Below are 24,611 nucleotides of genomic sequence, written 5' to 3'. Positions count from 1 at the left end.
CGAGGGGGCACTGAGATGACGGGGCCGGGCGGGGGCGGCAACAAGGGGCTGGAAGTCGGAGAGGTGACTCTCCAGAGCTTCTACGCACGCATGCAGAAGCTCGTCGAGGAACTGCAGGGCTCGCCGGCCGAGCACACGAAGATCGGCGAGCAGAAGGTCACGGCCGCGTCGTACGGCACCGGGTTCACGGCAGCGACGGAACTGCACAGCGCGTACGAAAAGGTACGCACCCGACTCGAAGAGCTCACAAGAACCTTCGGCGAGACGATCGAGGGCATGGGCCTGGCGGCCACGATCGCCGACAAGGGCTACGCGGGCGTGGACGAGGAGGAGCGCGAGCGGTACGCGGCGATCCTGAAGCGGACCAAGGAAGAGTACGAAGAGCGTCACGGTGATGGCGGGCGTGACAAGCCCGAACAGCCTGCCAAGGACACGGGCGACACCGGCGATTCCGGCGGATTCAGCTAAAGCGGGGGTAGGAAGAGATGGCAGGAGAGTTCGAGGGGAAGTCCCTGGACGCCCTGTACGCGATGATCGCGTCCGCCAAGCCGGAGGAAATCACCACCACCGGCTCGGCGCTGGCGGCGGCGGTACCGAAGATCCTGGAGATCGCCGCCGACCTTCGTCTGTACGTCGGCCGCGTCCAGTGGGAGGGCGAGGGCGGCAACGCCTTCCGCACCTGGGGTTCCGGCATGGTCTCCGAGACCCTGGTCCTCGGCGACTTCACCAAGGTCGTGGCCGACGAGATGCAACGCGCGGGCCAGGCCCTCTCCGAGGCGAAGGCCGCGGTCCCGAAGCCGGCGGGCATGTGCTTCGCGGACCCGGAGAAGGAGAAGGCCCGCATCGAGTCGGAGACGGGCCCGAAGCTCCAGGAGGCGATCCACCAGCTGGAGAGGCTGTCGTCGTACTACGACGCGACGCGGGAGCGGATGGCGGCGGAGCGAGAGCCGGAGTTCAAGCCGCTTTCGGGTAATCGCGATCTGGGAGAGCGCGAGTACGGGACGGGGAGCGGCAATGGCCCGAACACGTACGGGACTTCCTCCAGGACCGGTTCGACCAGCGGCGAAACCTCGTCTCTTCGGACCCCCGACGCCGCGACCCCGGACCGCCCGACCGTAGACGTGACGCTCCCTCCGGCTGCGACGAAGCGACCGGAGAACGAGGTGAACACGAACCTCGATTCCGTGACCATCACACCGGAGGCTCCGCCCCGTACCCCTGCTCAGCCGCCGACCACGCCGCCCACGACGGTTGGCCCGCACACTCCACCGTTGCCGCCCCTGGCTCCGCCGATCGGGCCCCAGCCGACGGTGGGTCCGCATCGTGCCAACCCAGGGCTTCCGAGCCCCGCGAACGGTGGTTTGAAGGGTCCCAGCCCTCTTGGCATCCCACCCCGGGCGGAGGGCATCACCGGCGGCCGTCAAGTGCCCGGCCGGACGGGCATGCCCGGTCACGCGCCTCGGCTTCCGATGGGCCCCGTGATCGGCGAGGAGCGCGCCGGACAGTACGGTCGTGGCGGGGCGGGAATGCACGGGCCCGGCGCCGGAATGCACGGTGCGCCGGGCGGTAGCACGGGCGGTGCGGCGGGCCGACGGCTGGCCATGCAGCAGGGTGGAACGGTCGGGAATCCCACCGGGTCCGGCGGCCGTGCCTTCACCCCTGGTGGCACCGGCCTGGTCCGCCCGGTCTCGACCGAGCGCGGCGAGGACGAGCACCGTACGAACCGTTCCCGTCCTGACTATCTGACCGAGGACGAGGAGACGTGGGCTGCCGGCCAGCGTCAGATCGTCCCGCCCGTCATCGACTAGGAGTCGTTCGTTCATGTCCCTGCTTGCTCGCCCCGCTCGTCGCCGTGCGGTCGGTCTGCTCGGCGCATTGGTCGCCGTCGTAGCGACGTGGACCGTCGCTGCCCCGGCGCAGGCGGACGATATGCGTGAGCGTCAGTGGTATTTGGACGCGATGAGGGCGGACGAGCTGTGGAAGGTGGCCACGGGCAAGGGCGTCACGGTAGCCGTGCTCGACACGGGCGTGGACTCCACGGTCTCAGAGCTGCGTGGCAAGGTGCTGCCTGGGCACAACTTCTCCGATGCGGGAGGAGGGCCGGGCCGCGTCGATGAAAAGGACGACGAGCGCCACGGAACCAACATGGCCATCGCGGTCGCGGGCAGCGGTGCCGATGGTGGCGTCAAGGGCATCGCCCCGGGCGCGAGGATTCTTCCGGTCAAGACGGGCGACTTCGCGTCGTTCGGCCCCGGCCCCCTGATCAAGGGGGTCCGGTATGCCGTGGACAACGGCGCGAGAGTGATCAGCATCTCTGGCGGCGGACCGGCCAGCGGGGAAGAGATCGCTCAATGGCAGGCCGCTGTGGACTATGCGCTTGGGAAGGGTGCGCTGATCTTTGCGGCATCCGGTAACACCGGCAGTGAGTCCTTCCGCGACTACCCTTCGACCCTCCCTGGTGTGATCACCATCGGAGCGCTGGACACGAAGGGAAAGGTCGCCAGTTTTTCCGACTACGGTTCCCACCTGGCTCTCGCTGCCCCCGGCGTCGAAATGCCGGGCCGCTGTTCCAACGACAAGACCCGGTACTGCGCCTTCGAGGGCACAAGCCACGCCACCGCCATCGCCTCCGGCACCGCCGCCCTCATCTGGTCCGCGCACCCCGACTGGACCGCCAACCAGGTCCTGAGGGTCATGATGGAGACCGCCGGGCACGTCGGTGAGGTGCCGAGCAAGTACATCGGGTACGGCTCCATCCGGCCCGCCCAGGTCCTCCTGGAGGGCAAGGGCAACCCGGGCGACCCGAACGTCAACCCGCTGCTCGCCGCGCAGAAGCAGCAGCAGGGTGCCTCGCAGTCGCCCACACCTCAGACTTCCCCCTCTCCTGACAGCACGGGGGCAAGCGGCACCAACGGGCCGGACCAGGAAACCAAGAAGCCTGAGTCCGCGGCCCGGCCCGTCGAGGGCGGATTCCCGCTCTGGGGCATCGCCGTGAGTGCCATCGCGGTCGTCGCCGTCGTCATCGGCGTCGTCGTGGCGGCAGGCAGACGCAACAGGAGAGCGTAGCCAGAGCTGAGCTACGCGTACGCGCAACGAGCACGAGCACTTCCCGACAACGAGGAGCGTCACATGACCAGCCCCGCAGGTGGGTTCGGGCTTGCCGAGGATCCGGTAACCCAGGCCAAGAACAAGATCATGCAGACCGGTGAAGAGGTCTCCAAGCAGGCCCGCGAGATGGCCAACATCCTCGAAACGGTCCACGCGGGCTGGACGGGTGCCGGTGCCGCCGGATTCAAGACGGCGCAGTCGCTTCTCAACGAGGACCACGACACCATCCGCCGCCTGCTCAACGTGCTGCTCACGGCGGTCAACGAGACCAAGAACCTGAGCGCGGCGAACGACTTCGAGGTGTACCAGACCCTCAAGGCCAACAACTCCGCGCTGAACAACATCTGAGCCCGAGGAGAGCACGATGTCCGGCATCGACCAGAACACCAAGGTCCGGTACGAGAGCGTCCAGGAGATGGCGAACCGCCTCCGGGTCGTCTCCTCGAACATCATCAAGGACCTCGAAGAGATGAACGCCGCCCTCCGGGTCGTCACCGACACCTGGGACGGTGAGGCCCACGCGGAGTACGTGACCCTCCAGGGCAAGTACAAGAAGCGCGCCACCGACATGCGGGACCGGCTCGAGCTGGTCGCCAAGCAGATCGAGCAGGGCAAGGACAGCTACCGCGGTACGGACATCAAGGCCTCGCGCCTGTTCACCGAGGGATTCTGAGGCTCGATCCTCTGCCACGCCGGCCGTACGCGAAGGGGCCCGTTCCACCAGGAACGGGCCCCTTCCGCCATCCGACCGACCGCGCCCTACGTGAGGTCGAACTCGCCGTCCTTGGCGCCCAGGACGAACGCCGTCCACTCCGCCTCCGTGTACCGCAGCACGGTGTCCGGGTCGAGGGACGAGCGCATCGCCACGGCGCCGCCCGGCAGGTGGGCGATCTCCACACGCTCCTCGTCGGGGCTCGTGCCGGGGGCGCCCTGCCACTCGACGTCGCTGATGTCGAGCGCGTACAGCTCGTCCTTCTCCTGCTGAGTGCCCATCAGTCTCTGCTCCTTAGTGCGGGTGGAACGTCGTCGCAGCTCAATGATCGGGGCCGGACGGCTCCCTGTCAGACGGAACCGTCAGATTCACTTCGCCTGTGAGGCGAAGGTCCGGGCCAGCTCCAGGACCTGGTCGGGCTTCAGCGCGCTTTTGTCGTTCTCGCCCACGGTCACCAGCAGGGCGACCTCACCCTTGCCGCCGGAGTCGAGCCGGACGATCACCACGTTCCCGCCCTTGCTCGCCACGGGCTCGCCGGGCTTCGCGTCGGCGGCCTTCGTGCCGAAGACCGTGACGTCCTCGACGGACATGTCGCCCGCGTTCTGGGCGGTGGGCAGGAGGAAGTTGGTCGCGCTCCCCGCTTCCGTACCGACTGTGAGGAGCGTCAGGCCCTCACCGCCCACGTGGTACGAGCAGGAGATGAGCCCACCCGGCTTACCCGCCCACCCCGACTGCGGATCCGTCGTCCTCCCGCCCTCGGCGGTCGCCGTCGGCTCGCCGGCCTCGGCCCCCGCCGCTCCGGCCTTGATCCCCTCGCCGACCTTCGCCGCCTCGGCCGCCTCCCCGGCGTCGTACCCGATCGGGCACGTGTCGGCTCCGTCCTTCCCGACCCCGTCGGCGAGCTCGATCACCCGGTCCACGCTCAGCGAGGCCCCGGCGTCAGCCCCGCTGCCGCCCCCGCACCCGACGAGCGTGGTGAGGAGAGCGACGCTCACGGCGCCCAGGGCTGTGTACTTCGTACGGATCATCACGGGGTGCTTTCGGTGAGGGGCTTTACGATGGGGTCCTTGGTCAAGGGCTTGTTCTCGCATCCCAGGACCTCTGTGGCTTCACGGGTCATCAGATAGAGGAAGGAGAGCTCGGTCTCCTGCCGCTGCTGGTCCACGGTCCTTCCGCGATCGACCGTGAGCGTGGCATCGGCACGGAGGACAGCCTTCTGCGACGGCTCGCTCAGCTCTCCACCCAGCGTGCACGGTGTGAAGAGTTCCGCGGCCAGATGGCCGGGCGACCCGGTGGCGCCGCTCACGTCGTAGACCGTGCCGCCCCCCGTACGCGTCTTCTGGGGCTGCTCGGCGGGGGACCACGCGAAGCTGAGAAGGACCCGCTCGCCACTGTCATCAGGCAGGTACTTGCACAGGAAGAAGGGCGAGGTCGAGTTCGGGCCGCCCTGCCATTCCTTGAGGTCCTTCTTGAACTTCTCCGCGAAACGGTCGTCCGACATGGTGGCCTCGGCCGTGAAGTCGTCCGTCCCGAGGACATCGCGCAGCGACTTCCCAGCGGCAGATTCGGCCGGTTGGCCGCACAGACCCTCGACCTGTGAGCCGGAGTCCCCGGAGCTGCAGGAGACCGCGAGCAGCGCGAGCGCAACGGCGGCCCCGGAGCGAGAGAGCGCCCCGGCGCGGTCAGTTCCCCAGGTGAGCCGCCGCAGCACTGCGTCCGTCCTCGTAGCCACCCGTCGCGGCGTCCCTCGCCGATTTGTGCGGACCATTGTCGTAAATTCCTTCCTGCTTCCCCCAAGCGTTCACCAGGTCGGTCGTGCCGTCCTTGCCTGCCGTGTAGTTGTCGCTGGAATTCTTCTTCGCCTCCTCCTCGGCCGCCTTCTTGATGTCCTCGACCCACTCGTACTTGGCGGTGTCGACAATGGCACCGGCGGCCGAGCCCGCGAACGGAATCTCGCCGACGACGCTGTTGACGCCGTTCGCCGAGTACTCGGCCGTCCTTTCCGCCCACTCGATCTTGTCGTCCCTCTTGTCGATGTACACGTCGGCGCCGATCCCGTTGAGGGCACCCAGCGCACCGCCGACATGCTTCGCCCGGTGGTCCCAGTCGGCACTCTGACCGTGCGTCGCGTTACCGTCGAACGCAGGGGCTTCGGCGAGCTGTTTGGCGGAGTACGCGCGTTCCGCCTCATAGATGAGAGCGAAGGAGTCCCCGTCCTCGGCCACTCCTCGCATGACGCGTACGAGGCTTCCCTGCGACACGGCCATGTGGGCGTCGTCGCCGGTCCCGAAGCTGGTCTCCTTGCCCTTGCTCAGGCCGTAGGCGTCGTTCTCGCCGTTGAGGATCACGTGGGTGTCGTTCACGTAGTCCGCGAGGGCGTGCGCCATCGGCTTCTGGAGGTTGGTCAGGTCTTCCGGGAACTTGCCCTCGTCCAGCTTGGAGTCGAGGTACTGGACAGAGTGGTGCATCACCCGCGCCTGCCCCTCGGTGTGTGCACCGACCGGACCCGGCTTCTCGCCCGGCTCGTGACCCGTGGCCGCCGCCTGGATGGCGTTGCCGAGGCCCGTGGCCTTGGAGGGGTCGTCCATGAACTGGGGAGGTCCGTAGATGTTGTTCAACCCCTCCTTCGGCCACTCGCGCTCCGTGAGAAGGAACTTCAGGTGTTCGTTCTCGTTCCCGGGAGCCTTGGGGTCGAGGAAGTACTGCGCGTCCGCGGGGTCCTTGCTCATGATGTTGAGCAGGCCGTCCAACGGGTCGTTGGCGACATTGGGGCGCTTGACGTCGTTGAAGTGCAGCCAGTTGTCGGGGTCCTTCTTCTCGATCTCGATCATGTCGTGACCGAGCTCGTTGAGGAACTCCTTGCCGTAGCCGTCCGGGTTCCCCTGATTCATCAGGGTGACGAGGACCTGGTAGCCCTGGGTCGGGACCTGGCCGCCTGTGACGTCCTTGTCGCCCAGGCTCTTCAGCCCATCCACGAACGGCCGGTACGCGTACCCGTTCGGGTCCTTCGTGCCCGAGGCGATCGTGTCCGCGAGGCCCGCGTTGATCGAGTTGTAGAGCTTCTTGTCGGCGTCCGAGATGCCCCGCTCGTTCGCCGCCAGGTTCATCTCGTCGGCGATCTTCAGCGTGTCCTTGGCGCCCAGCGCGTGCAGGTACGCCTCGCTGAAGTGCTTGTCCTTGGAGTTCTTCTCCAGGATCTCGCGGTACTGCTCCAGCTCCTTCTTCGAGGCGTCGCCGTTGCGCACCTTCTCCGAGAGGGCCAGCGCCTCCACGGCCTCCACGTCGCCGACCGGCTTGGAGTTGAAGCCCAGCGGCGCCGTGCCGTCCGCGCCCGAGGCGTTCAGGAGTGCGGTCTTGACGTCCTTGTCGAACTCGTTGACCGCGTTGACCGCGTCGTTGATCTTCTTCGTGTACGACTGCTCCACCGACCGCAGATCAGGGTCGTGCCGGATCGTGTAGGCCTCCTTCTCGGAGACCTTGCTGAAGTCGTAGCTCGCGACACCGGACTCGGAGACCTTCATGCCCGCGTCGACCGCCTCCTTCACCGCGGTCGTCACCCGGCCCTTGAGCTCCGTGAGCGTGCTGTGGGCGTCCCGCAGCAGCGACTCCATCGCCTTCGCTTCCTTCTGCGCGGCGTCGAGCTCACCCCGGGTGATCCCGAAGTTGGTCATGCCGACCTGCTGGGCTTGACCGGTCCACAGCGGGCCGCCCGACGCGACCTTCTGGACGTCCTTCTCGTACAGGTCCTCGACCTTCTTGAACTTCTCCGCCATGGACTTCCAGCCGTCGGCGGCGGTGCTCAGCTTGCCGAGGTCGGTCTGCATGATCTCTTCGTACGTCGGCATCGCGTTTCCCCCTAGAGTCCCGAGACCTTCGACTGCGCCACGAGGCCGTTCCCCGTGACGATGTCGTTGCTCTGGAACAGCGACGACGCGCCCCGGAGCGCGGTCTTCTCCGATTCGAGGCGCGCGTTCAGCCGCTTCACCTGGCTGTCCCAGTGCTCGTGCGCCTTCTTCAGGCCGGCGGCCGTCTCCCAGCCCTTGAACCCGGCGACCGCGCCGCTCGTGGACTCGTCGGCCGCGTCGGCGGCCGACTTCAGGTCCGGCTGGATGTGGTTCTCGATGCTGTTCGCGGCCTGCTTCTTCTTCGCGGGCGTGGTCGCCAGATCGGCGGGACCCGTGCCGCCGCCCCCGTCCGCGGGGAGCTGGTTGAGGCGCATGTCCGCCGACTGATTCGCGATCGCGGTGTTCTTGGCCTGGGCCCACTCGTCGTTGAAAGACATTGATTCCCCCTCGCTGGATCAGGTCGATATTTGCAGTGCTGAAGTGTTCACGTCCACCGGCAAGGCCTCACCGGCAAGGCTCACCGGCAAGGCGTCACCGGCGATGCTTACCGGCGATGCGTCACCGGCGAGGCTCACCGGCAAGGCCTCACCGCCAAGGCTCACCGGCAAAGACGTCACGGGCGGCGACGCCACCGGCAACGACATCGCCGGTCGCTCCACGGCTCTCATCTCTCCGTCAACCGCCCCGTCTGCACCAGCGCCGACCCGCCCCGACGCCCCACGAAGTAGCCCCGCCCCGGCGGCATCGGCCGCGGGCGGGCGCTGCCGAGCAGGTCGCCCTCCTGCGGGTCGCCGGAGAGGACCACGCCCTGCGCGCCCAGCTCCTTGATGCGCTGCATGAACGGCTCGTACATCGAGCGCGAGGCGCCGGCGCTGTTGCGCGCGATGATGAAGCGGACGCCGGTGTCCCGGGCGAACGGCAGGTACTCCGCCAGCGCGGCCAGCGGGTTGCCGGCGCTCGTGGCCACGAGGTCGTAGTCGTCGACGATGATGAAGACCTGCGGCCCCGACCACCAGCTGCGGTCCCGCAACTGCTGCGGGGTCACGTCCTGCGGCGGCTGGCGCCGCGCGAAGACGCCGGCCAGCGCCTCCATGTGCATCTGCATCGAGCTCGCCATCGGCGCGTACTCCAGCAGGTGCTCCTCCGGGAGGCTGCCGAGCAGCGCCCGCCGGTAGTCGCCCACGACGAGCTTGGCCTCGTCGGGGGAGTACCGCTCCGCGATCTGCTTGGCGATGAGCCGCAGCAGGTTCGTCTTGCCGGACTCGCTCTCGCCGAAGATCAGGAAGAACGGGTCGGTGTCGAAGTTGACGAAGACGGGCTCCAGGCGCGTCTCGTCGATGCCGATCGCCAGGCCGTGCTGCGGGAACTCGAAGCCCTTCGGCAGCTGGTCGGCCGGCAGCTTGTGCGGCAGCAGCCGGACCGCCGGCGCCACCGGGCCGGTCCAGGAACCCCGTACGGCCGCGACGAAGGCCTCCGTCCCCGCAGACAGGTCGTCCGAGGAGCCGGAGCCGTCGATCCGCGGCAGCGCGGTCATGAAGTGGAGCTTCTCCGGCACCTGACCGCGGCCGGGCACCCCCGTCGGGACGTTCGCCGCCACCTTCCGGTCGAACTCCGAGTCCATCACGTCACCGAGGCGCAGCTCCAGACGGCTCAGCATCTGGTCCTTGATCGCCGCACGGACCTCCATGTACCGGGCGGCCGTGATGACCACGTGGATGCCGTAGCCGAGACCGCGCGCCGCGATGTCGGAGACGATCCCCTCCAGCAGGTCGTACTCGTTGCGGAAACCGCCCCAGCCGTCGATGACCAGGAACACGTCGCCCCAGGGCTCGCCCGGCAGTTCACCCGCGGCCCGCTTGCGCCGGTAGGTGGCGATCGAGTCGATGGAGTGCGCCCGGAAGAACTCCTCGCGCCGGTTCAGTACGCCGAGGACCTCCGCGACCGTACGCCGTACCCGCTCGGGGTCGAGCCGGGACGCCACCCCGCCGACGTGCGGCAGTTCGGCCAGTGACGCCAGACCGCCACCACCGAAGTCCAGGGCGTAGAACTGCACCTCGGCCGGCGTGTGGGTGAGCGCGAACGACGAGATCAGCGTCCGCATCAGCGTCGACTTGCCGGACTGCGGACCGCCGACCACCATCATGTGGCCCGCCGCGCCGGAGAAGTCCCGGTACAGCACCTCGCGCCGCTGCTCGAAGGGCTTGTCGATCAGGCCGAGCGGCACCGTGAGACCGCCGGGGCGGGTGTACTCGGTCGCCGTGAGACCGCGGTGCGCGGTCGGCGCGAGCCCCGGGAGCAGCTGGTCGAGCGAGGGCGCCTGGTCGAGCGGCGGCAGCCACACCTGGTGCGCGGGCACGCCCTGCCCCTCCAGACGGCGCACGATCACGTCGAGGACGGTGTCCGCGAGCGCCTCGTCCTCCTCCTCGCGCCGCGCCGCCAGATAGGCCGGGTCGGGCGCCGCGTACACCACCGGCACCGGAGTGGCCGTGAAGACCGCGGGGCGCCGCTCGATCGGCAGCGACCCCGCCTCGAGACGCGGCCCGCCCGTCCGGTACGTCCCCGAGACGTACGCGGCCTTGAAGCGGGTCATCTCGTCCGTGCCGAACTTCAGGTAGCCCGAACCCGGCACCGACGGCAGGTGGTACGCGTCCGGCACGCCGATCGCCGTACGCGACTCGGCCGCCGAGAACGTCCGCAGACCGATCCGGTACGAGAGGTAGGTGTCCAGGCCCCGGAGCTTGCCCTCCTCCAGGCGCTGCGAGGCCAGCAGCAGATGCACGCCCAGCGAACGGCCGATCCGGCCGATCTGGATGAACATGTCGATGAAGTCCGGCTTCGCCGTCAGCAGTTCGGAGAACTCGTCGATGACCAGGACCAGCGAGGCCAGCGGCTCCAGCGGCGCACCGGCCGCCCGGGCCTTCTCGTAGTCGTGGATGTTGGCGTAGTTGCCCGCGGAGCGCAGCAGCTCCTGGCGGCGCTGCAGCTCGCCGCGGATCGCGTCGCCCATGCGGTCGACGAGCGTGAGGTCGTCGGCGAGGTTGGTGATGACGGCCGCCACGTGCGGCATCTGGGACATGCCCGCGAACGTCGCGCCGCCCTTGAAGTCCGCGAGGACGAAGTTCAGCGTCTCCGACGAGTGCGTCACCGCGAGACCGAGCACGAGCGTGCGCAGCAGCTCCGACTTGCCGGAACCGGTCGCGCCCACGCACAGACCGTGCGGCCCCATGCCCTCCTGCGCCGCCTCCTTCAGGTCGAGCATGATCGGCTGGCCGTCCTCGCCGACCCCGATCGGCACCCGCAGCCGCTCGGCCACCGACCGCGGCCGCCAGGTCCGCGCCACGTCCACCGACGCCGCGTCGCCGAGGTTCAGCAGATCCGTGAAGTCCAGGTTGGCGAGCAGCGGTTCGTCGTCGTCGCCGCCCCCCATCCGCAGCGGGGCCAGCTGCCGCGCCAGCGCCTCGGCGGCCGGCAGCGAGATCCCGTCCGGCACCCCCTCGTACGCGAAGCCGCCGCCCGACTCCAGGCGCAGCCGCCCGGGCCGCACGATCACCGAGAGCCCGCCGCGCGGCTCGTCCAGCTCACCGTGCACGACCTCGACGATGGTCACGCCCTGCAGGCCCTCCGGAGCGGCCAGGAGCGAGTCCGGCGGCACCATCCCGCCGTCGAGGACCACGACCATGTGCGGCTGGTCCAGGACCGGCTGGCTGTCCCGGCTGAACCGGGGCCGCCCGTCGAGCCGCCCGCGGACCAGCGACTCCAGCTCACCGAGGTCGTCGCCGAAGAGCCGCCGCGTGCCCGCCCCGTCGATCTGGCCCGGAAGCTGCGTGTGCGGCAGCCACTTCGTCCAGTCCCAGCGCTCCTGCGCACCTCGCGCCGCCACCACCGCGAGCATCAGGTCGTCGGGGGAGTGCAGCGTCACCAGCTGCGAGACCAGGGCGCGCGCCGCCGCCTGCGCCGCCTCCGGCTCACCGGAGACCGTCACGTGGTAGAACGCCCGCATCGAGACCGCCATCGGCAGCCCGTCCAACGAGCCGTGCACGGCCAGGAACTGCTGCATCGCGCCCGCGCACAGCGGCTCCAGCTCGTCCACCGGCGCCGTGTCCGGCGCGGCCAGCGGCGTCGCCAACTGCTGGGCACCGAGCCCGATCCGCACCTGCGCGAAGTCGCTGTCGCCCACCCGGCGCTCCCACACCCGCGAGCCCTCGGCCACGACCGACCACAGCTGCTCGGGGGAGGGGTGCAGATAGAGCTGGGCGTCCCGCTGCCTGCGCGCCGTGCGCCGGACCGTACGCCGGGTCTGCGCGAGGTATTTGAGGTAGTCGCGCCGGACATCCGCCATTTGCCCCTGCGTACCCCTGCGGAACCGCACGAGCTGTGCGATGACCATGCCGACCGTGGAGACCAGCATCAGGATGCCCATGATCCGCATGAACGGGTGGGCTCCAGGCATGAAGAAGAAGACCACCGAAGAACCCATGCCGAGCATCGGCAGGAGCTGCATCAGCATGCCCTCCTGCTGCCCTCGGGGAAGCTCGGGAGGAGCCTCCAGGACCAGTTCCTCACTGGGTACTTCCGGAGGAAGGGACCTCGGCGGGCGTTTGACGACGATCTGGCTCACCGGCGCATCAATCCCTCGTTACGGGCGGACCTCGCGCGGGAGTTCCGCACCGGCGCCCCCGAGCGACGGCCTCCCCCACGAGACCGCGATCCTACTTGCAGGCACTCCGGCCCCTCCCCGGTAGGGTGGCGCGCGCACCGTGCGCAACCGCGAATCAGGGGGTTCAGAGACGTGAGTACGACCGCAGGGACCGGCTTCTGCCGCGTCACCGTCGTGGCGCCGGACAGCCGTATCGACGTCGCGCTCCCCGAGGACATCGCGGTCGCCGACGTCTACCCGGAGATCCTGCGGCTCACCGGCCAGACCCAGGCGGCCGGCACCCCGACCGGCTATCACCTGGTCCGCCGCGACGGCACCGTCCTCGACGGCGCCCGCACGCTCGTCGCCCAGCGGGTCCTCGACGGCGAGGTCCTCTCGCTGCGCCCGTTCGCGCAGTCGCTGCCGCCCGCCGTCTTCGACGACGTCTCCGACGCCGTCGCCTCGGCCGTCACCCGCGACCGCCACCTGTGGAGCGACGACCTGCTGCGCGGCGCCGGACTCGTCGGCGGTGTGCTCCTGCTCGTCCTGATGGGCTTCGTGCTCTGGTTCGCCGACCCGGTCCGGCACGACATGCACAGCCTCCCCGGCGTGGTCGCCGGCGCCCTGGGCGTCCTGCTGACCGCCTTCGCCGGGGTCCGGGCCCGGGTCTACGCCGACCGTGCCACCGCCATCGCCCTCGGGCTCGGCGCGCTGCCGCTGCTGCTCATCGCCGGCTCCGGCATCGTCGGCCCCGACGCCGGCCAGGGCCCCGGGCGGCTGCAGTTCCTGCTCGGCTGCGTGACGGTCCTGGTCGCCTCCGTCACCCTCGTCGCCCTCACCCCCAGTGGCGACGCCCCCTTCGTGGCGGCCACCTTCCTGGCGACCGTCGGCACCGCCGCCACCTTCCTGGCGATCGTCACCGAAGCCTCCGCCACCGGGACCGCCGCCGTCTGCGCCCCCGTCGCCGTCGGCCTGGTCGCCTTCCTGCCCGGCCTCTCGGCCCGCTTCGCCCGGCTGCCCATCGGCTACGCCTCCCCGCGCAGCGCCACCGACGACGACTTCCTCGCCGAGCCCGGCCGCGGCGCCGAGGAGGCCCAGGCCGTCGACGGCGAGCGGATCGCGCTGCAGGCCCGCCGCGGCCACGAGATGCTCCTCGGCCTCGTCGGCGGCTGCGCGGCCGTCGTCGTCGGCTCCGCGGCCGTCCTCGGCTTCGCCGGGAACGTCTGGGGCCAGCTCCTCGCCCTCGCCGCGGGCCTGGCGATGCTGCTGCGCGCCCGGCTCTTCCGCTACACCTCCCAGGTCGCCTGCGCCCTGGTCGCCGGTATCGCCGCCATCGCGCTCCTCGTCCTCGGTCTCTCCCTGAACCCGCCGGCCGACCTGGTGAAGGACCTGCTGATCCACGGCGACCGCGGCGGCCTGGACATCCGTACGATCTGGCTCACCGCGGCCGTCGCCGTGGGCGCCGCCCTGGTCACCGCCATCGGGCTGATCATCCCCAGGAAGGGGCTCTCCCCCTTCTGGGGGCGCCTGCTCGACCTGACCGAGGGCTTCGTCCTGCTCTCCCTCGTCCCGCTCTGCCTCGCGGTCCTGGACGTCTTCATGGCGGCCCGCTCCCTGACGAGCAAGTAGCCAGGGCCCCACCAGGCCGGTCCCCACCAGGCCCCCGACCTGGCCCCCTCCCGCCACCTGGTACGCTGTGTGACGGCCGTTTGTGTACGCGCACCCGGATTCTCTGGGAGCTGCGCTCATCGGACCTTCGCCTCCGAGTCACGGAAGCTCCCCTGAGACCAAGACCAGGGGCACTCGTGGGCGCACGAACACCAAGAGGAGTACCGAGTGTCTCTCGACGCCGCTACGAAGAAGCAGATCATGGCCGAGTTCGGCACCAAGGAGGGCGACACCGGCTCCCCCGAGGTCCAGGTCGCGATGCTCTCCCGCCGCATCTCGGACCTGACCGAGCACCTCAAGCAGCACAAGCACGACCACCACTCCCGTCGTGGTCTGCTGATCCTGGTCGGCCAGCGTCGCCGCCTGCTGCAGTACCTGGCCAAGAAGGACATCCAGCGCTTCCGTGCCCTGGTCGACCGCCTCGGCATCCGCCGCGGTGCGGCCGGCGGTGCGAAGTAAGTACGCCGTGAAGGGAGCGGTTCCCACTTTTAGGGGGCCGCTCCCTTTGCTGTACGTGCGCGATGTACCGACCGGCACTTAGTCTGGTCGCACAACGACACATCACGGGCGAGAAGCCGCCGGCACGCCGCCGGTCCTCGGTAGTGGCCCCCGGACCCCAAGAATCCCCGGGTGCTTCGATCGAAGACCGGCCCGCATCCGAAGGCGCGCTTCTCCTCCACCACCGTCCCCGGCCACACGGGCCGACGGACGAAAAGACGAACACGTAGGAGAAACCGCTAGTGGAGAACGAGACCCACTACGCCGAGGCCGTCATCGACAACGGCACCTTCGGCACCCGCACCATCCGCTTCGAGACGGGCCGCCTGGCCAAGCAGGCCGCCGGCTCCGCCGTGGCGTACCTGGACGACGACACGATGGTCCTTTCGGCCACCACCGCGTCCAAGAAGCCCAAGGACCAGCTCGACTTCTTCCCCCTCACGGTGGACGTCGAGGAGCGGATGTACGCGGCCGGCAAGATCCCCGGCTCCTTCTTCCGCCGGGAAGGCCGCCCCTCCGAGGACGCCGTCCTCACCTGCCGCCTGATCGACCGGCCGCTGCGCCCGTCCTTCGCCAAGGGCCTGCGCAACGAGATCCAGATCGTCGAGACGGTCATGGCGCTCAACCCCGATCACCTCTACGACGTGATCGCCATCAACGCCGCCTCCTGCTCCACGCAGCTGGCCGGCCTGCCCTTCTCCGGCCCGATCGGCGGCACCCGTGTCGCGCTGATCAACGGCCAGTGGGTCGCGTTCCCGACGCACACCGAGCTCGAGGACGCAGTCTTCGACATGGTCGTCGCCGGTCGCGTCCTGGAGGACGGCGACGTCGCGATCATGATGGTCGAGGCCGAGGCCACCGAGCGCACGATCGAGCTCGTCAAGGGCGGCGCCGAGGCGCCGACCGAGGAGGTCGTCGCCGCCGGTCTCGAGGCCGCGAAGCCCTTCATCAAGGTCCTCTGCAAGGCCCAGTCGGACCTCGCCGCCAAGGCCGCCAAGCCCACCGGCGAGTTCCCGGTCTTCCTCGACTACCAGGACGACGTCCTGGAGGCGCTCACCGCCGCCGTCAAGAACGACCTCGCGCAGGCGCTCACCATCGCCGGCAAGCAGGAGCGCGAGACCGAGCTCGACCGCGTCAAGGAGCTCGCCGCCGAGAAGCTCCTCCCGGCCTTCGAGGGCCGCGAGAAGGAGATCTCCGGCGCGTACCGCGCGCTGACCAAGAAGCTGGTCCGCGAGCGGATCATCAAGGACAAGGTCCGCATCGACGGCCGCGGCATCACGGACATCCGTACGCTCGCCGCCGAGGTCGAGGCCATCCCGCGCGTGCACGGCTCGGCGCTCTTCGAGCGTGGCGAGACCCAGATCCTGGGCGTCACCACCCTCAACATGCTCCGCATGGAGCAGCAGCTGGACACCCTCTCCCCGGTGACCCGCAAGCGCTACATGCACAACTACAACTTCCCGCCGTACTCCGTCGGTGAGACCGGCCGCGTGGGCTCGCCCAAGCGCCGCGAGATCGGCCACGGCGCGCTCGCCGAGCGCGCCATCGTGCCGGTGCTGCCGACCCGCGAGGAGTTCCCGTACGCGATCCGCCAGGTGTCCGAGGCTCTCGGCTCCAACGGCTCGACGTCCATGGGCTCGGTCTGCGCCTCCACCATGTCGCTGCTGAACGCCGGTGTGCCGCTGAAGGCCCCCGTCGCCGGTATCGCCATGGGTCTGATCTCCGAGGAGATCGACGGCAAGACCCACTACGTCGCCCTCACCGACATCCTCGGTGCGGAGGACGCCTTCGGCGACATGGACTTCAAGGTCGCCGGTACGAAGACCTTCGTCACCGCGCTCCAGCTCGACACCAAGCTCGACGGCATCCCCGCCTCGGTCCTGGCCGCCGCGCTGAAGCAGGCCCGTGACGCGCGTCTGCATATCCTCGACGTGATGAACGAGGCGATCGACGTTCCGGACGAGATGTCCCCGAACGCGCCGCGCATCATCACCGTCAAGATCCCGGTGGACAAGATCGGTGAGGTCATCGGCCCCAAGGGCAAGATGATCAACCAGATCCAGGAGGACACCGGCGCCGACATCACGATCGAGGACGACGGCACCATCTACATCGGTGCCGCCGACGGCCCGGCCGCCGAGGCCGCCCGCGCCACGATCAACGGCATCGCCAACCCGACCATGCCGGAGGTCGGCGAGCGCTACCTGGGTACGGTCGTCAAGACCACCACCTTCGGTGCGTTCGTGTCCCTGCTCCCGGGCAAGGACGGCCTGCTGCACATCTCGCAGATCCGCAAGCTCGCCGGTGGCAAGCGCGTGGAGAACGTCGAGGACGTGCTCGCGGTCGGCTCCAAGGTCCAGGTCGAGATCGCCGAGATCGACCAGCGCGGCAAGCTCTCCCTGATCCCCGTGATCGCGGACGAGGACGCTGCGGCCGAGGACGCGAAGGACGACACCGACCAGTGACGTCCCGTAGTTCCGTGACGACGGCCCGCCCCTCTTCGGAGGGGCGGGCCGTCGCCCGTACCCAAACGCTTCTCCCGGGCAAGGACGGCATCGGCACGGTCCGCCGCACCACCCTCCCCGGCGGCCTGCGGATCGTCACCGAGACCCTGCCGTCCGTACGCTCCGCCACCTTCGGGATCTGGGCGCACGTCGGCTCCCGCGACGAGACGCCCACGCTCAACGGCGCCACGCACTACCTGGAGCACCTCCTCTTCAAGGGCACCAAGCGGCGCAGCGCCCTCGACATCTCCTCCGCGCTCGACGCGGTCGGCGGTGAGATGAACGCCTTCACCGCGAAGGAGTTCACCTGCTACTACGCGCGGGTCCTCGACACCGACCTGCCGCTGGCGATCGACGTGGTCTGCGACATGCTGACCGGCTCGCTGATCCTCGACGAGGACGTCGACGCCGAGCGCGGTGTCATCCTCGAAGAGATCGCGATGACCGAGGACGACCCGGGCGACGTCGTGCACGACCTCTTCGCGCACACCATGTTCGGCGACACCCCGCTGGGCCGCCCGGTCCTCGGCACCGTCGACACCATCAACGCCCTCGACCGGGGCCGGATCGCCCGCTTCTACAAGAAGCACTACGACCCGACCCACCTGGTCGTCGCCGCCGCGGGCAACATCGACCACGCGACCGTCGTACGCCAGGTCCGCCGCGCCTTCGAGAAGGCCGGCGCCCTGTCCCGTACGGACGCGGTCCCCGTCGCCCCGCGCGACGGCCGGCGGACGATCCGCACCGCGGGCGCCGTCGAGATCCTCGGCCGCAAGACCGAGCAGGCCCACGTGGTCCTCGGCATGCCGGGCCTGGCCCGCACCGACGACCGCCGCTGGGCGCTGGGCGTGCTGAACACGGCCCTCGGCGGCGGCATGTCCTCCCGCCTCTTCCAGGAGGTCAGGGAGAAGCGCGGCCTCGCCTACAGCGTGTACTCGTACACCTCGGGCTTCGCCGACTGCGGCCTCTTCGGGGTGTACGCGGGCTGCCGCCCGAACCAGGTGCACGACGTCCTGAAGCTCTGCCGCGACGAGCTCGACAAGGTGGCCTCCGACGGGCTTACCGACGACGAGATCGCCCGCGCGATCGGCCAGCTCTCGGGCTCCACGGTCCTCGGCCTGGAGGACACCGGCGCGCTGATGAACCGCATCGGCAAGAGCGAGCTGTGCTGGGGCACGCAGATGTCGGTGGACGACATGCTCGCCCGGATCGCGTCCGTCACCCCGGACGAGGTCCGCGAGGTCGCCCGTGATGTGCTCGGACAGCGGCCCTCGCTGTCCGTCATAGGGCCGCTGAAGGACAAGCAGGCGGCACGCCTGCACGAATCCGTCTCCTAGAGAGAGTTCACAAGAGCATGAGCAAGCTGCGCGTGGCGGTCCTCGGAGCCAAGGGCCGCATCGGTTCGGAGGCCGTGCGGGCCGTCGAGGCCGCCGAGGACATGGAACTGGTCGCGGCGCTCGGCCGCGGCGACAAGCTGGAGACGCTCGCCGACGCGGGCGCCCAGGTCGTCGTCGAGCTGACCACCCCGGCCTCGGTGATGGAGAACCTCGACTACTGCGTGCGCCACGGCATGCACGCGGTCGTGGGCACCACCGGCTGGAACGAGGAGCGCCTCGCGCAGCTGAACACCTGGCTCGCCGCCTCCCCGGAGACCGGCGTCCTGATCGCCCCGAACTTCTCCATCGGCGCCGTGCTGACCATGAAGTTCGCCCAGATCGCTGCCCCGTACTTCGAGTCCGTCGAGGTCGTGGAGCTGCACCACCCGCACAAGGTCGACGCCCCCAGCGGCACCGCCACCAGGACCGCCCAGCTGATCGCCGCCGCCCGCCGCGAGGCCGGCCTCGGCGCCCAGCCGGACGCGACGGAGACGGCCCTGGCCGGCGCCCGCGGCGCCGACGTCGACGGCGTCCGGGTCCACGCGGTCCGTCTCGCCGGTCTGCTGGCCCACCAGGAGGTGCTGCTCGGCGGCGAGGGCGAGATCCTGACGGTCCGTCACGACTCGCTGCACCACTCCAGCTTCATGCCGGGCATCCTCCTCGGCGCCCGCCGCGTCGTCACCACCCCGGGCCTCACCTTCGGCCTGGAACACTTCCTGGACCTGGGCTGACCGCCATGGGTGGAAAGATCACCTACGTCTTCCTCGCCACCGTCCTCGTCCTCGTCTTCGGCGTGGTGGCGATGGAGGGCGTGCTGCTCGTCCTGACCGGCGAACCGGCCGCCATGGGCATGGGCGCGGTCGCGTTCCTGCTGCCGTGTGTGGGCGGCTGGTTCCTCTGGAAGAACACCGCGTTCGCGCGGAACGCGCAGCGGCTCGCCCGCGAGCTGGAGGCCGAAGGCGGCCTGCCGGTGGACGAGTTGAAGCGCACGGCCGGTGGCCGGATCGACCGGGACTCGGCCGACGAGGTCTTCGCGAAGCGACGCGCCGAGACCGAGGACTCACCCGAGGACTGGCGTTGCTGGTTCCGGCTCGCGGTCGCGTATCACGATGCCCGCGACACCCCGCGGGCCCGCAAGGCGATGCAGCGCGCGATCGCGCTGCACGCGGGCCGCCCGGTCAGCGCGTAGCGCCCGCCGGGGCGACGCCGTACTCGGCGTTCCACGCCTCGACGGTGTCGGCCGCGCGGTCGAACGCCTCGACGCGGGAGAGGAAGTCGGCGTTGTGGTCGGTGAGCAGGCTGAGCTGCTCACCGCCCTGCCGCCCGAGCACAAGCGCCTGACCCTGCACTGTGCGGGGCAGCCCCAGCCACCGCACCGGCTGCTGCGTCGTGCGCACATGCGTCACCCGGGCCCACGCCACGGTGGAGGTGGAGAAGAAGCCGACCCGGCGCACACCGTGCCGGCTGACCCAGGTGCCCACCCGCAGCATCCGCAGCGCGGAGCCGATGATGAGAGCGGCCAGGCCGAACGTGACGGCGGCGCCGCTCACGGCCCCGGCGGCGGTGATGATGACCGCGGCGAACAGCACGAACGACGCGACCAGCAGCGCGAGCGCCGAGGCGCCCACGCGCCACGGGCCGGGGCGGTAGGGCCGACGCCACTCGTCGTGGTCGTCGAACGGCAGCGCGACGTCGTCGGTGGCGTCAAAAGCGCGGTCGGCCGTCAGAAAGGGCAGGGGCACGACTGATCCTCACTCACAAGCACGCTCGAAGGGGCTGTGCCCGGTGAGGCTACCCAGGTGGTCTCGACCTGGCCACCTCAGGGGGGCCGAACTGCTCAGCGGCCGTCGGAGGCCTCGGACTGCTGCCGGTGGCCGTCGGCCCCGCCGGACTGCATGGACGGCATCCCGAAGAGCAACGAGCCGACGAGACCGGCCACGACGGTCAGCCCGACCAGCGTACGGCCCACGACCTCGGAGACGGTGAGGCGCTCCCTCGGCGGCGGAGTGACGTTACTGCGGAAGCGGTCGGCCTCTGCGACGAACGCGAACGGGACAGCCTCTCGCCGGCCAAACATGGGGGCCACTCTCCTTGGGGTCGTGGTGCGCGGTGTCACAGTGAGAGACGAGCGAAGTCACCATTCGGTGCCCGATTTCCCCGAATTGGCCAAAGAAAGTCGTCCGGGTGGGTGGGGGAGCAGGCGACGGACCGCGCTGTCGGTGACTCCCCGTAGAGTGGGCGCCGCCCGAGCGACGCACTTCGGAAGGACCCGCCGGTGACCGACACCCCCTCAGCAGACGCTGCAGACCTCAAGCCCAGCTTCCGCAGCGACGTGACCGTCGAGCTGGTGAAGCACAGCGCCGCCGACTCGGACGTGCTGTGGGCGGCCCGCGTCTCCACCGCGGGGGAGCAGTCGCTCGACGAACTGCAGAAGGACCCGGAGCGGTCCAAGGGGCTCATCAACTACCTGATGCGGGACCGCCACGGCAGCCCCTTCGAGCACAACTCGATGACCTTCTTCATCAGCGCCCCGATCTTCGTGTTCCGCGAGTTCATGCGGCACCGCGTCGGCTGGTCGTACAACGAGGAATCGGGTCGCTACAGGGAGCTGGAGCCGGTCTTCTACGTCCCCGGCGCCTCCCGGAAGCTCGTCCAGGAGGGCCGCCCCGGCAAGTACGTCTTCGTCGAGGGCACCGAGGCCCAGCAGGAGCTGACCGCCCGCGTCATGGAGGACTCGTACGTCCAGGCGTACGAGGCGTACCAGGAGATGCTGGCCGCAGGCGTCGCCCGCGAGGTCGCCCGCTCGGTCCTGCCCGTCGGCCTTTTCTCCTCGATGTACGCCACGTGCAACGCGCGCTCGCTGATGCACTTCCTCGGCCTGCGCACCCAGCACGAGCTGGCCAAGGTCCCGTCCTTCCCCCAGCGGGAGATCGAGATGGTCGGCGAGAAGATGGAGCAGCACTGGGCCCAGCTCATGCCGCTCACGTACGACGCCTTCAACAAGAACGGCCGTGTGGCCCCATAAAGCACAGATGTCCGACCACGTCACGCGAAGTGTCCGTATTGCGACGTTTCACGAAGTTCATCTAGGCTGATCAAACGGACCCGGCACTGCTTGAACCCCCGAGCAGGCAGTGCCGGGCTCCCTTTCTCACGTCCCCCGAGGGGACACCGCGCGATGAGCAGCGAGTAGCGTGTTACCCATGGCTCCGATCTCCACTCCGCAGACCCCCTTCGGGCGGGTCCTCACCGCCATGGTCACGCCCTTCACGGCTGACGGCGCACTCGACCTCGACGGTGCCCAGCGACTCGCCGCCCATCTGGTGGACGCAGGCAACGACGGCCTCGTCATCAACGGCACCACCGGCGAGTCCCCGACCACCAGCGACGCGGAGAAATCGGAGCTGGTACGGGCGGTACTGGAGGCGGTCGGCGACCGCGCCCACGTCGTCGCCGGCATCGGCACCAACGACACCCACCACTCCATCGAGCTCGCCCGCACGGCCGAACGCGACGGCGCGCACGGCCTGCTCGCCGTCACGCCGTACTACAACAAGCCCCCGCAAGAGGGCCTGTACCGGCACTTCTCGGCCATCGCCGACGCCACCGAGCTCCCGGTGATGCTCTACGACATCCCCGGCCGCAGCGGCGTCCCGATCGACACCGAGACGATCGTCCGGCTCGCCGAGCACCCCCGGATCGTCGCCAACAAGGACGCCAAGGGCGACCTCGGCCGCGCCAGCTGGGCCATCGCCCGCTCGGGCCTCGCCTGGTACTCCGGTGACGACATGCTCAACCTGCCGCTGCTCTCCGTGGGCGCCTGCGGTTTCGTCTCCGTCGTCGGCCACGTCGTGACCCCGGAACTCCGCGCCCTCCTCGACGCCCACCTGAACGGTGAGGTCCAGAAGGCCACCGAGATCCACCAGCGGCTCCTGCCGATCTACACCGGCATGTTCCGCACCCAGGGCGTCATGACCACCAAGGCCGCCCTCGCCCTCCAGGGCCTCCCGGCCGGCCCCCTGCGCCTGCCCCTCGTGGAGCTCTCGCCCGACGAGACCGCCCAGCTCAAGATCGATCTCGCCGCCGGCGGGGTAGAGCTGTAACTACAGACTTCACAACTGAATATCCGATCGACCATCGATCGACTGACAACAGCAAGTGCACGAATGTCATGCGCGCCACGTGCCCAAGCGGTACGTGGCGTGTGTGGTGAGGAGAGTCTTTTGAGTCATCCGCATCCTGAACTCGGCGCCCCGCCGAAGCTGCCCAAGGGCGGCCTGCGCGTCATCCCGCTCGGCGGGCTCGGTGAGATCGGCCGCAACATGACGGTCTTCGAGTTCGACGGCCGTCTGCTCATCGTCGACTGCGGCGTCCTCTTCCCCGAGGAGGAGCAGCCGGGCATCGACCTGATCCTGCCCGACTTCACCATCATCAAGGACCGCCTCGACCAGGTCGAGGGCATCGTGCTCACGCACGGCCACGAGGACCACATCGGCGCCGTCCCGTACCTGCTCCGGCTGAAGCCGGACATCCCGCTCATCGGCTCCAAGCTGACCCTCGCCCTCATCGAGGCGAAGCTCCAGGAGCACCGGATCCGCCCCTACACCCTCGAGGTGAAGGAAGGCGACCGGGAGGCGCTGGGCCCCTTCGACTGCGAGTTCGTCGCCGTCAACCACTCCATCCCCGACGCCCTCGCCGTCGCCATCCGCACCCCTGCGGGCATGGCCGTCGCGACCGGCGACTTCAAGATGGACCAGCTCCCGATGGACGGTCGGCTGACCGACCTGCACGCCTTCGCGCGGCTCAGCGAGGAGGGCATCGACCTCCTGCTGTCCGACTCGACGAACGCCGAGGTCCCGGGCTTCGTCCCGCCGGAGAAGGACATCTCCAACGTCCTGCGGAACGTCTTCGCCAACGCCCAGAAGCGCATCATCGTGGCCAGCTTCGCCAGCCACGTGCACCGCATCCAGCAGATCCTCGACGCGGCCCACGAATACGGCCGCCGCGTGGCCTTCGTCGGCCGCTCGATGGTCCGCAACATGGGCATCGCGCGCGACCTGGGCTACCTCCGCGTCCCGGCTGGCCTGGTCGTGGACGTGAAGACCCTGGACGACCTCCCGGACGACGAGGTCGTGCTGGTCTGCACGGGCTCCCAGGGCGAGCCGATGGCGGCCCTCTCCCGGATGGCCAACCGCGACCACCAGATCCGGATCGTCCAGGGCGACACCGTGATCCTGGCGTCCTCGCTCATCCCGGGCAACGAGAACGCGGTGTACCGCGTGATCAACGGCCTGACCCGCTGGGGCGCCACCGTCGTCCACAAGGGCAACGCCAAGGTCCACGTCTCGGGCCACGCCTCGGCCGGCGAGCTGCTGTACTTCTACAACATCTGCCGCCCGAAGAACCTGATGCCGGTCCACGGCGAATGGCGCCACCTGCGCGCCAACGCCGAGCTCGGCGCGATGACGGGTATCCCCAAGGACCACATCGTCATCGCCGAGGACGGCGTCGTCGTCGACCTGGTGGACGGCAAGGCCAGGATCGTCGGCAAGGTCCAGGCGGGTTACGTCTACGTCGACGGCCTCTCGGTCGGCGACGTCACCGAGACCCACCTGAAGGACCGCCGGATCCTCGGCGAGGAGGGCATCATCTCGGTCTTCGTGGTGGTGGACTCCTCGACGGGCAAGATCGTGGGCGGCCCGAACGTGCACGCCCGCGGCTCCGGCATCGAGGACTCCGCGTTCGACGCCGTGATCCCGAAGGTCGAGCAGGCCCTGAACAAGTCGTTCCAGGACGGCGTGGTCGAGCCCCACCAGCTCCAGCAGCTGATCCGCCGCTCGATCGGCAAGTGGGTCTCCGACACCTACCGCCGGCGCCCGATGATCCTCCCGGTCGTCGTAGAGGTCTGAACGACCTCCTGACCAGCGCCAACTGAGAGCGGGGCGCCTCGATTTGCATCGGGGCGCCCCGCTCCAGTACGTTTACGTCTCCGCCAACAAGGGAAGCCCGGCACCTCTGTGTGTCCGATAGGCCGACCGAACGGGGCGGGAAATCCGACTCAGAACTTCTGATAAAGTCGGATCAACGCCGGAAAGCGGATCGGGAATACCGAGAAGCCGGAAAGCACCGAGGAAATCGGATCGGAAAGATCTGATAGAGTCGGAAACGCAAGACCGAAGGGAAAAGCCCGGAGGAAAGCCCGAGAGGGTGAGTACAAAGGAAGCGTCCGTTCCTTGAGAACTCAACAGCGTGCCAAAAATCAAC

The 24,611-nt window shown here is 69.3% G+C and carries 23 protein-coding genes; 14 read left to right on the top strand and 9 right to left on the bottom strand.

Features of this window, described 5'->3' with window-relative positions; genetic code table 11:
* Nucleotides 1-15: 15 nt before the first annotated feature.
* The 5 genes from AB0E14_RS33225 (at nt 16) to AB0E14_RS33205 (ending at nt 3,781) form a co-directional block, all read left to right on the top strand.
* Nucleotides 16-468, top strand: coding sequence for a hypothetical protein (locus AB0E14_RS33225; protein ID WP_362426887.1), 453 nt, complete (start codon nt 16-18; stop codon nt 466-468).
* A 17-nt stretch (nt 469-485) separates the two neighbouring features.
* Nucleotides 486-1,808: a hypothetical protein gene (locus AB0E14_RS33220; protein ID WP_362426884.1), complete on the top strand. Its 1,323-nt coding sequence runs from the start codon at nt 486-488 to the stop codon at nt 1,806-1,808.
* 13 nt (nt 1,809-1,821) lie between these two features.
* Nucleotides 1,822-3,066: a S8 family serine peptidase gene (locus tag AB0E14_RS33215; RefSeq protein ID WP_362426881.1), complete on the top strand. Its 1,245-nt coding sequence runs from the start codon at nt 1,822-1,824 to the stop codon at nt 3,064-3,066.
* Between the two features lie 63 nt (nt 3,067-3,129).
* Nucleotides 3,130-3,456, top strand: a complete 327-nt coding sequence (locus AB0E14_RS33210; RefSeq protein WP_362426878.1) for a hypothetical protein — start codon at nt 3,130-3,132, stop codon at nt 3,454-3,456.
* Between the two features lie 16 nt (nt 3,457-3,472).
* On the top strand, nt 3,473-3,781 hold the full coding sequence (locus tag AB0E14_RS33205; protein ID WP_362426875.1) for a WXG100 family type VII secretion target: 309 nt from the start codon (nt 3,473-3,475) through the stop codon (nt 3,779-3,781).
* A gap of 86 nt (nt 3,782-3,867) precedes the next feature.
* On the opposite strand, the gene AB0E14_RS33200 is transcribed toward AB0E14_RS33205, so the two are convergent.
* From AB0E14_RS33200 to eccCa, 7 genes are all read right to left on the bottom strand, one after another.
* Nucleotides 3,868-4,101 carry a DUF397 domain-containing protein gene (locus AB0E14_RS33200; RefSeq protein ID WP_362426872.1) on the bottom strand — a complete coding sequence of 78 codons (234 nt, stop codon included), beginning with the start codon at nt 4,099-4,101 and terminating at the stop codon, nt 3,868-3,870.
* An 87-nt stretch (nt 4,102-4,188) separates the two neighbouring features.
* Nucleotides 4,189-4,848: a hypothetical protein gene (locus tag AB0E14_RS33195; protein WP_362426869.1), complete on the bottom strand. Its 660-nt coding sequence runs from the start codon at nt 4,846-4,848 to the stop codon at nt 4,189-4,191.
* The gene (locus AB0E14_RS33190; protein ID WP_362426866.1) at nt 4,848-5,531 is read right to left on the bottom strand and encodes a hypothetical protein; all 684 of its coding nucleotides are present in this window, start codon (nt 5,529-5,531) and stop codon (nt 4,848-4,850) included. Before AB0E14_RS33190 ends, AB0E14_RS33195 begins: the two co-directional genes overlap by 1 nt.
* The gene (locus tag AB0E14_RS33185) at nt 5,503-7,665 is read right to left on the bottom strand and encodes a DUF6571 family protein (protein WP_362426863.1); all 2,163 of its coding nucleotides are present in this window, start codon (nt 7,663-7,665) and stop codon (nt 5,503-5,505) included. The genes AB0E14_RS33190 and AB0E14_RS33185 overlap by 29 nt, the downstream gene beginning before the upstream one ends.
* An 11-nt stretch (nt 7,666-7,676) precedes the next feature.
* A complete protein-coding gene (locus tag AB0E14_RS33180; protein ID WP_362426860.1) occupies nt 7,677-8,102 on the bottom strand; it encodes a hypothetical protein in 426 nt (141 codons plus the stop codon).
* An 18-nt stretch (nt 8,103-8,120) separates the two neighbouring features.
* Nucleotides 8,121-8,324: a hypothetical protein gene (locus tag AB0E14_RS33175; protein ID WP_362426857.1), complete on the bottom strand. Its 204-nt coding sequence runs from the start codon at nt 8,322-8,324 to the stop codon at nt 8,121-8,123.
* Nucleotides 8,325-8,329: 5 nt separating this feature from the next.
* Nucleotides 8,330-12,283, bottom strand: coding sequence for a type VII secretion protein EccCa (eccCa, locus tag AB0E14_RS33170; protein ID WP_362426854.1), 3,954 nt, complete (start codon nt 12,281-12,283; stop codon nt 8,330-8,332).
* A gap of 171 nt (nt 12,284-12,454) precedes the next feature.
* On the opposite strand from eccCa, the gene eccD reads away from it, so the two are divergent.
* The 6 genes from eccD to AB0E14_RS33140 all read left to right on the top strand — a co-directional run bounded on the left by eccD (nt 12,455) and on the right by AB0E14_RS33140 (nt 19,536).
* Nucleotides 12,455-13,930 carry a type VII secretion integral membrane protein EccD gene (eccD, locus tag AB0E14_RS33165; protein WP_362426850.1) on the top strand — a complete coding sequence of 492 codons (1,476 nt, stop codon included), beginning with the start codon at nt 12,455-12,457 and terminating at the stop codon, nt 13,928-13,930.
* A 207-nt stretch (nt 13,931-14,137) separates the two neighbouring features.
* A complete protein-coding gene (gene rpsO, locus AB0E14_RS33160; RefSeq protein ID WP_158991116.1) occupies nt 14,138-14,428 on the top strand; it encodes a 30S ribosomal protein S15 in 291 nt (96 codons plus the stop codon).
* Between the two features lie 281 nt (nt 14,429-14,709).
* Nucleotides 14,710-16,932, top strand: coding sequence for a polyribonucleotide nucleotidyltransferase (locus AB0E14_RS33155; RefSeq protein ID WP_362426845.1), 2,223 nt, complete (start codon nt 14,710-14,712; stop codon nt 16,930-16,932).
* Complete coding sequence (locus tag AB0E14_RS33150) at nt 16,929-18,308, top strand: pitrilysin family protein (RefSeq protein ID WP_362426842.1); 1,380 nt, start codon at nt 16,929-16,931, stop codon at nt 18,306-18,308. Before AB0E14_RS33155 ends, AB0E14_RS33150 begins: the two co-directional genes overlap by 4 nt.
* A gap of 17 nt (nt 18,309-18,325) precedes the next feature.
* The gene (dapB, locus tag AB0E14_RS33145) at nt 18,326-19,078 is read left to right on the top strand and encodes a 4-hydroxy-tetrahydrodipicolinate reductase (RefSeq protein ID WP_362426839.1); all 753 of its coding nucleotides are present in this window, start codon (nt 18,326-18,328) and stop codon (nt 19,076-19,078) included.
* A gap of 5 nt (nt 19,079-19,083) precedes the next feature.
* Entirely contained in the window at nt 19,084-19,536 is a 453-nt protein-coding gene (locus tag AB0E14_RS33140; protein WP_362426836.1) for a hypothetical protein, read from the top strand.
* On the opposite strand, the gene AB0E14_RS33135 is transcribed toward AB0E14_RS33140, so the two are convergent.
* Together AB0E14_RS33135 and AB0E14_RS33130 are read right to left on the bottom strand one after the other, a co-directional pair.
* Nucleotides 19,526-20,089 carry a hypothetical protein gene (locus tag AB0E14_RS33135; protein WP_362426831.1) on the bottom strand — a complete coding sequence of 188 codons (564 nt, stop codon included), beginning with the start codon at nt 20,087-20,089 and terminating at the stop codon, nt 19,526-19,528. The genes AB0E14_RS33140 and AB0E14_RS33135 overlap by 11 nt on opposite strands.
* 95 nt (nt 20,090-20,184) lie before the next feature.
* Complete coding sequence (locus AB0E14_RS33130; protein WP_362426828.1) at nt 20,185-20,424, bottom strand: hypothetical protein; 240 nt, start codon at nt 20,422-20,424, stop codon at nt 20,185-20,187.
* Nucleotides 20,425-20,622: 198 nt separating this feature from the next.
* Here AB0E14_RS33130 and thyX point away from each other — a divergent pair, with 198 nt between their 5' ends.
* The 3 genes from thyX to AB0E14_RS33115 all read left to right on the top strand — a co-directional run bounded on the left by thyX (nt 20,623) and on the right by AB0E14_RS33115 (nt 24,256).
* Nucleotides 20,623-21,372, top strand: a complete 750-nt coding sequence (gene thyX / locus AB0E14_RS33125) for an FAD-dependent thymidylate synthase (protein WP_362426825.1) — start codon at nt 20,623-20,625, stop codon at nt 21,370-21,372.
* Between the two features lie 178 nt (nt 21,373-21,550).
* Nucleotides 21,551-22,450: a 4-hydroxy-tetrahydrodipicolinate synthase gene (dapA, locus tag AB0E14_RS33120; RefSeq protein ID WP_362426823.1), complete on the top strand. Its 900-nt coding sequence runs from the start codon at nt 21,551-21,553 to the stop codon at nt 22,448-22,450.
* Between the two features lie 120 nt (nt 22,451-22,570).
* On the top strand, nt 22,571-24,256 hold the full coding sequence (locus tag AB0E14_RS33115; RefSeq protein WP_362426821.1) for a ribonuclease J: 1,686 nt from the start codon (nt 22,571-22,573) through the stop codon (nt 24,254-24,256).
* Nucleotides 24,257-24,611: the final 355 nt, after the last annotated feature.

Origin of the sequence: Streptomyces sp. NPDC047981, assembly GCF_040653315.1 — a bacterium.
Lineage (GTDB): Bacteria > Actinomycetota > Actinomycetes > Streptomycetales > Streptomycetaceae > Streptomyces.
This window is presented reverse-complemented; position numbering and strand designations above follow the sequence as displayed.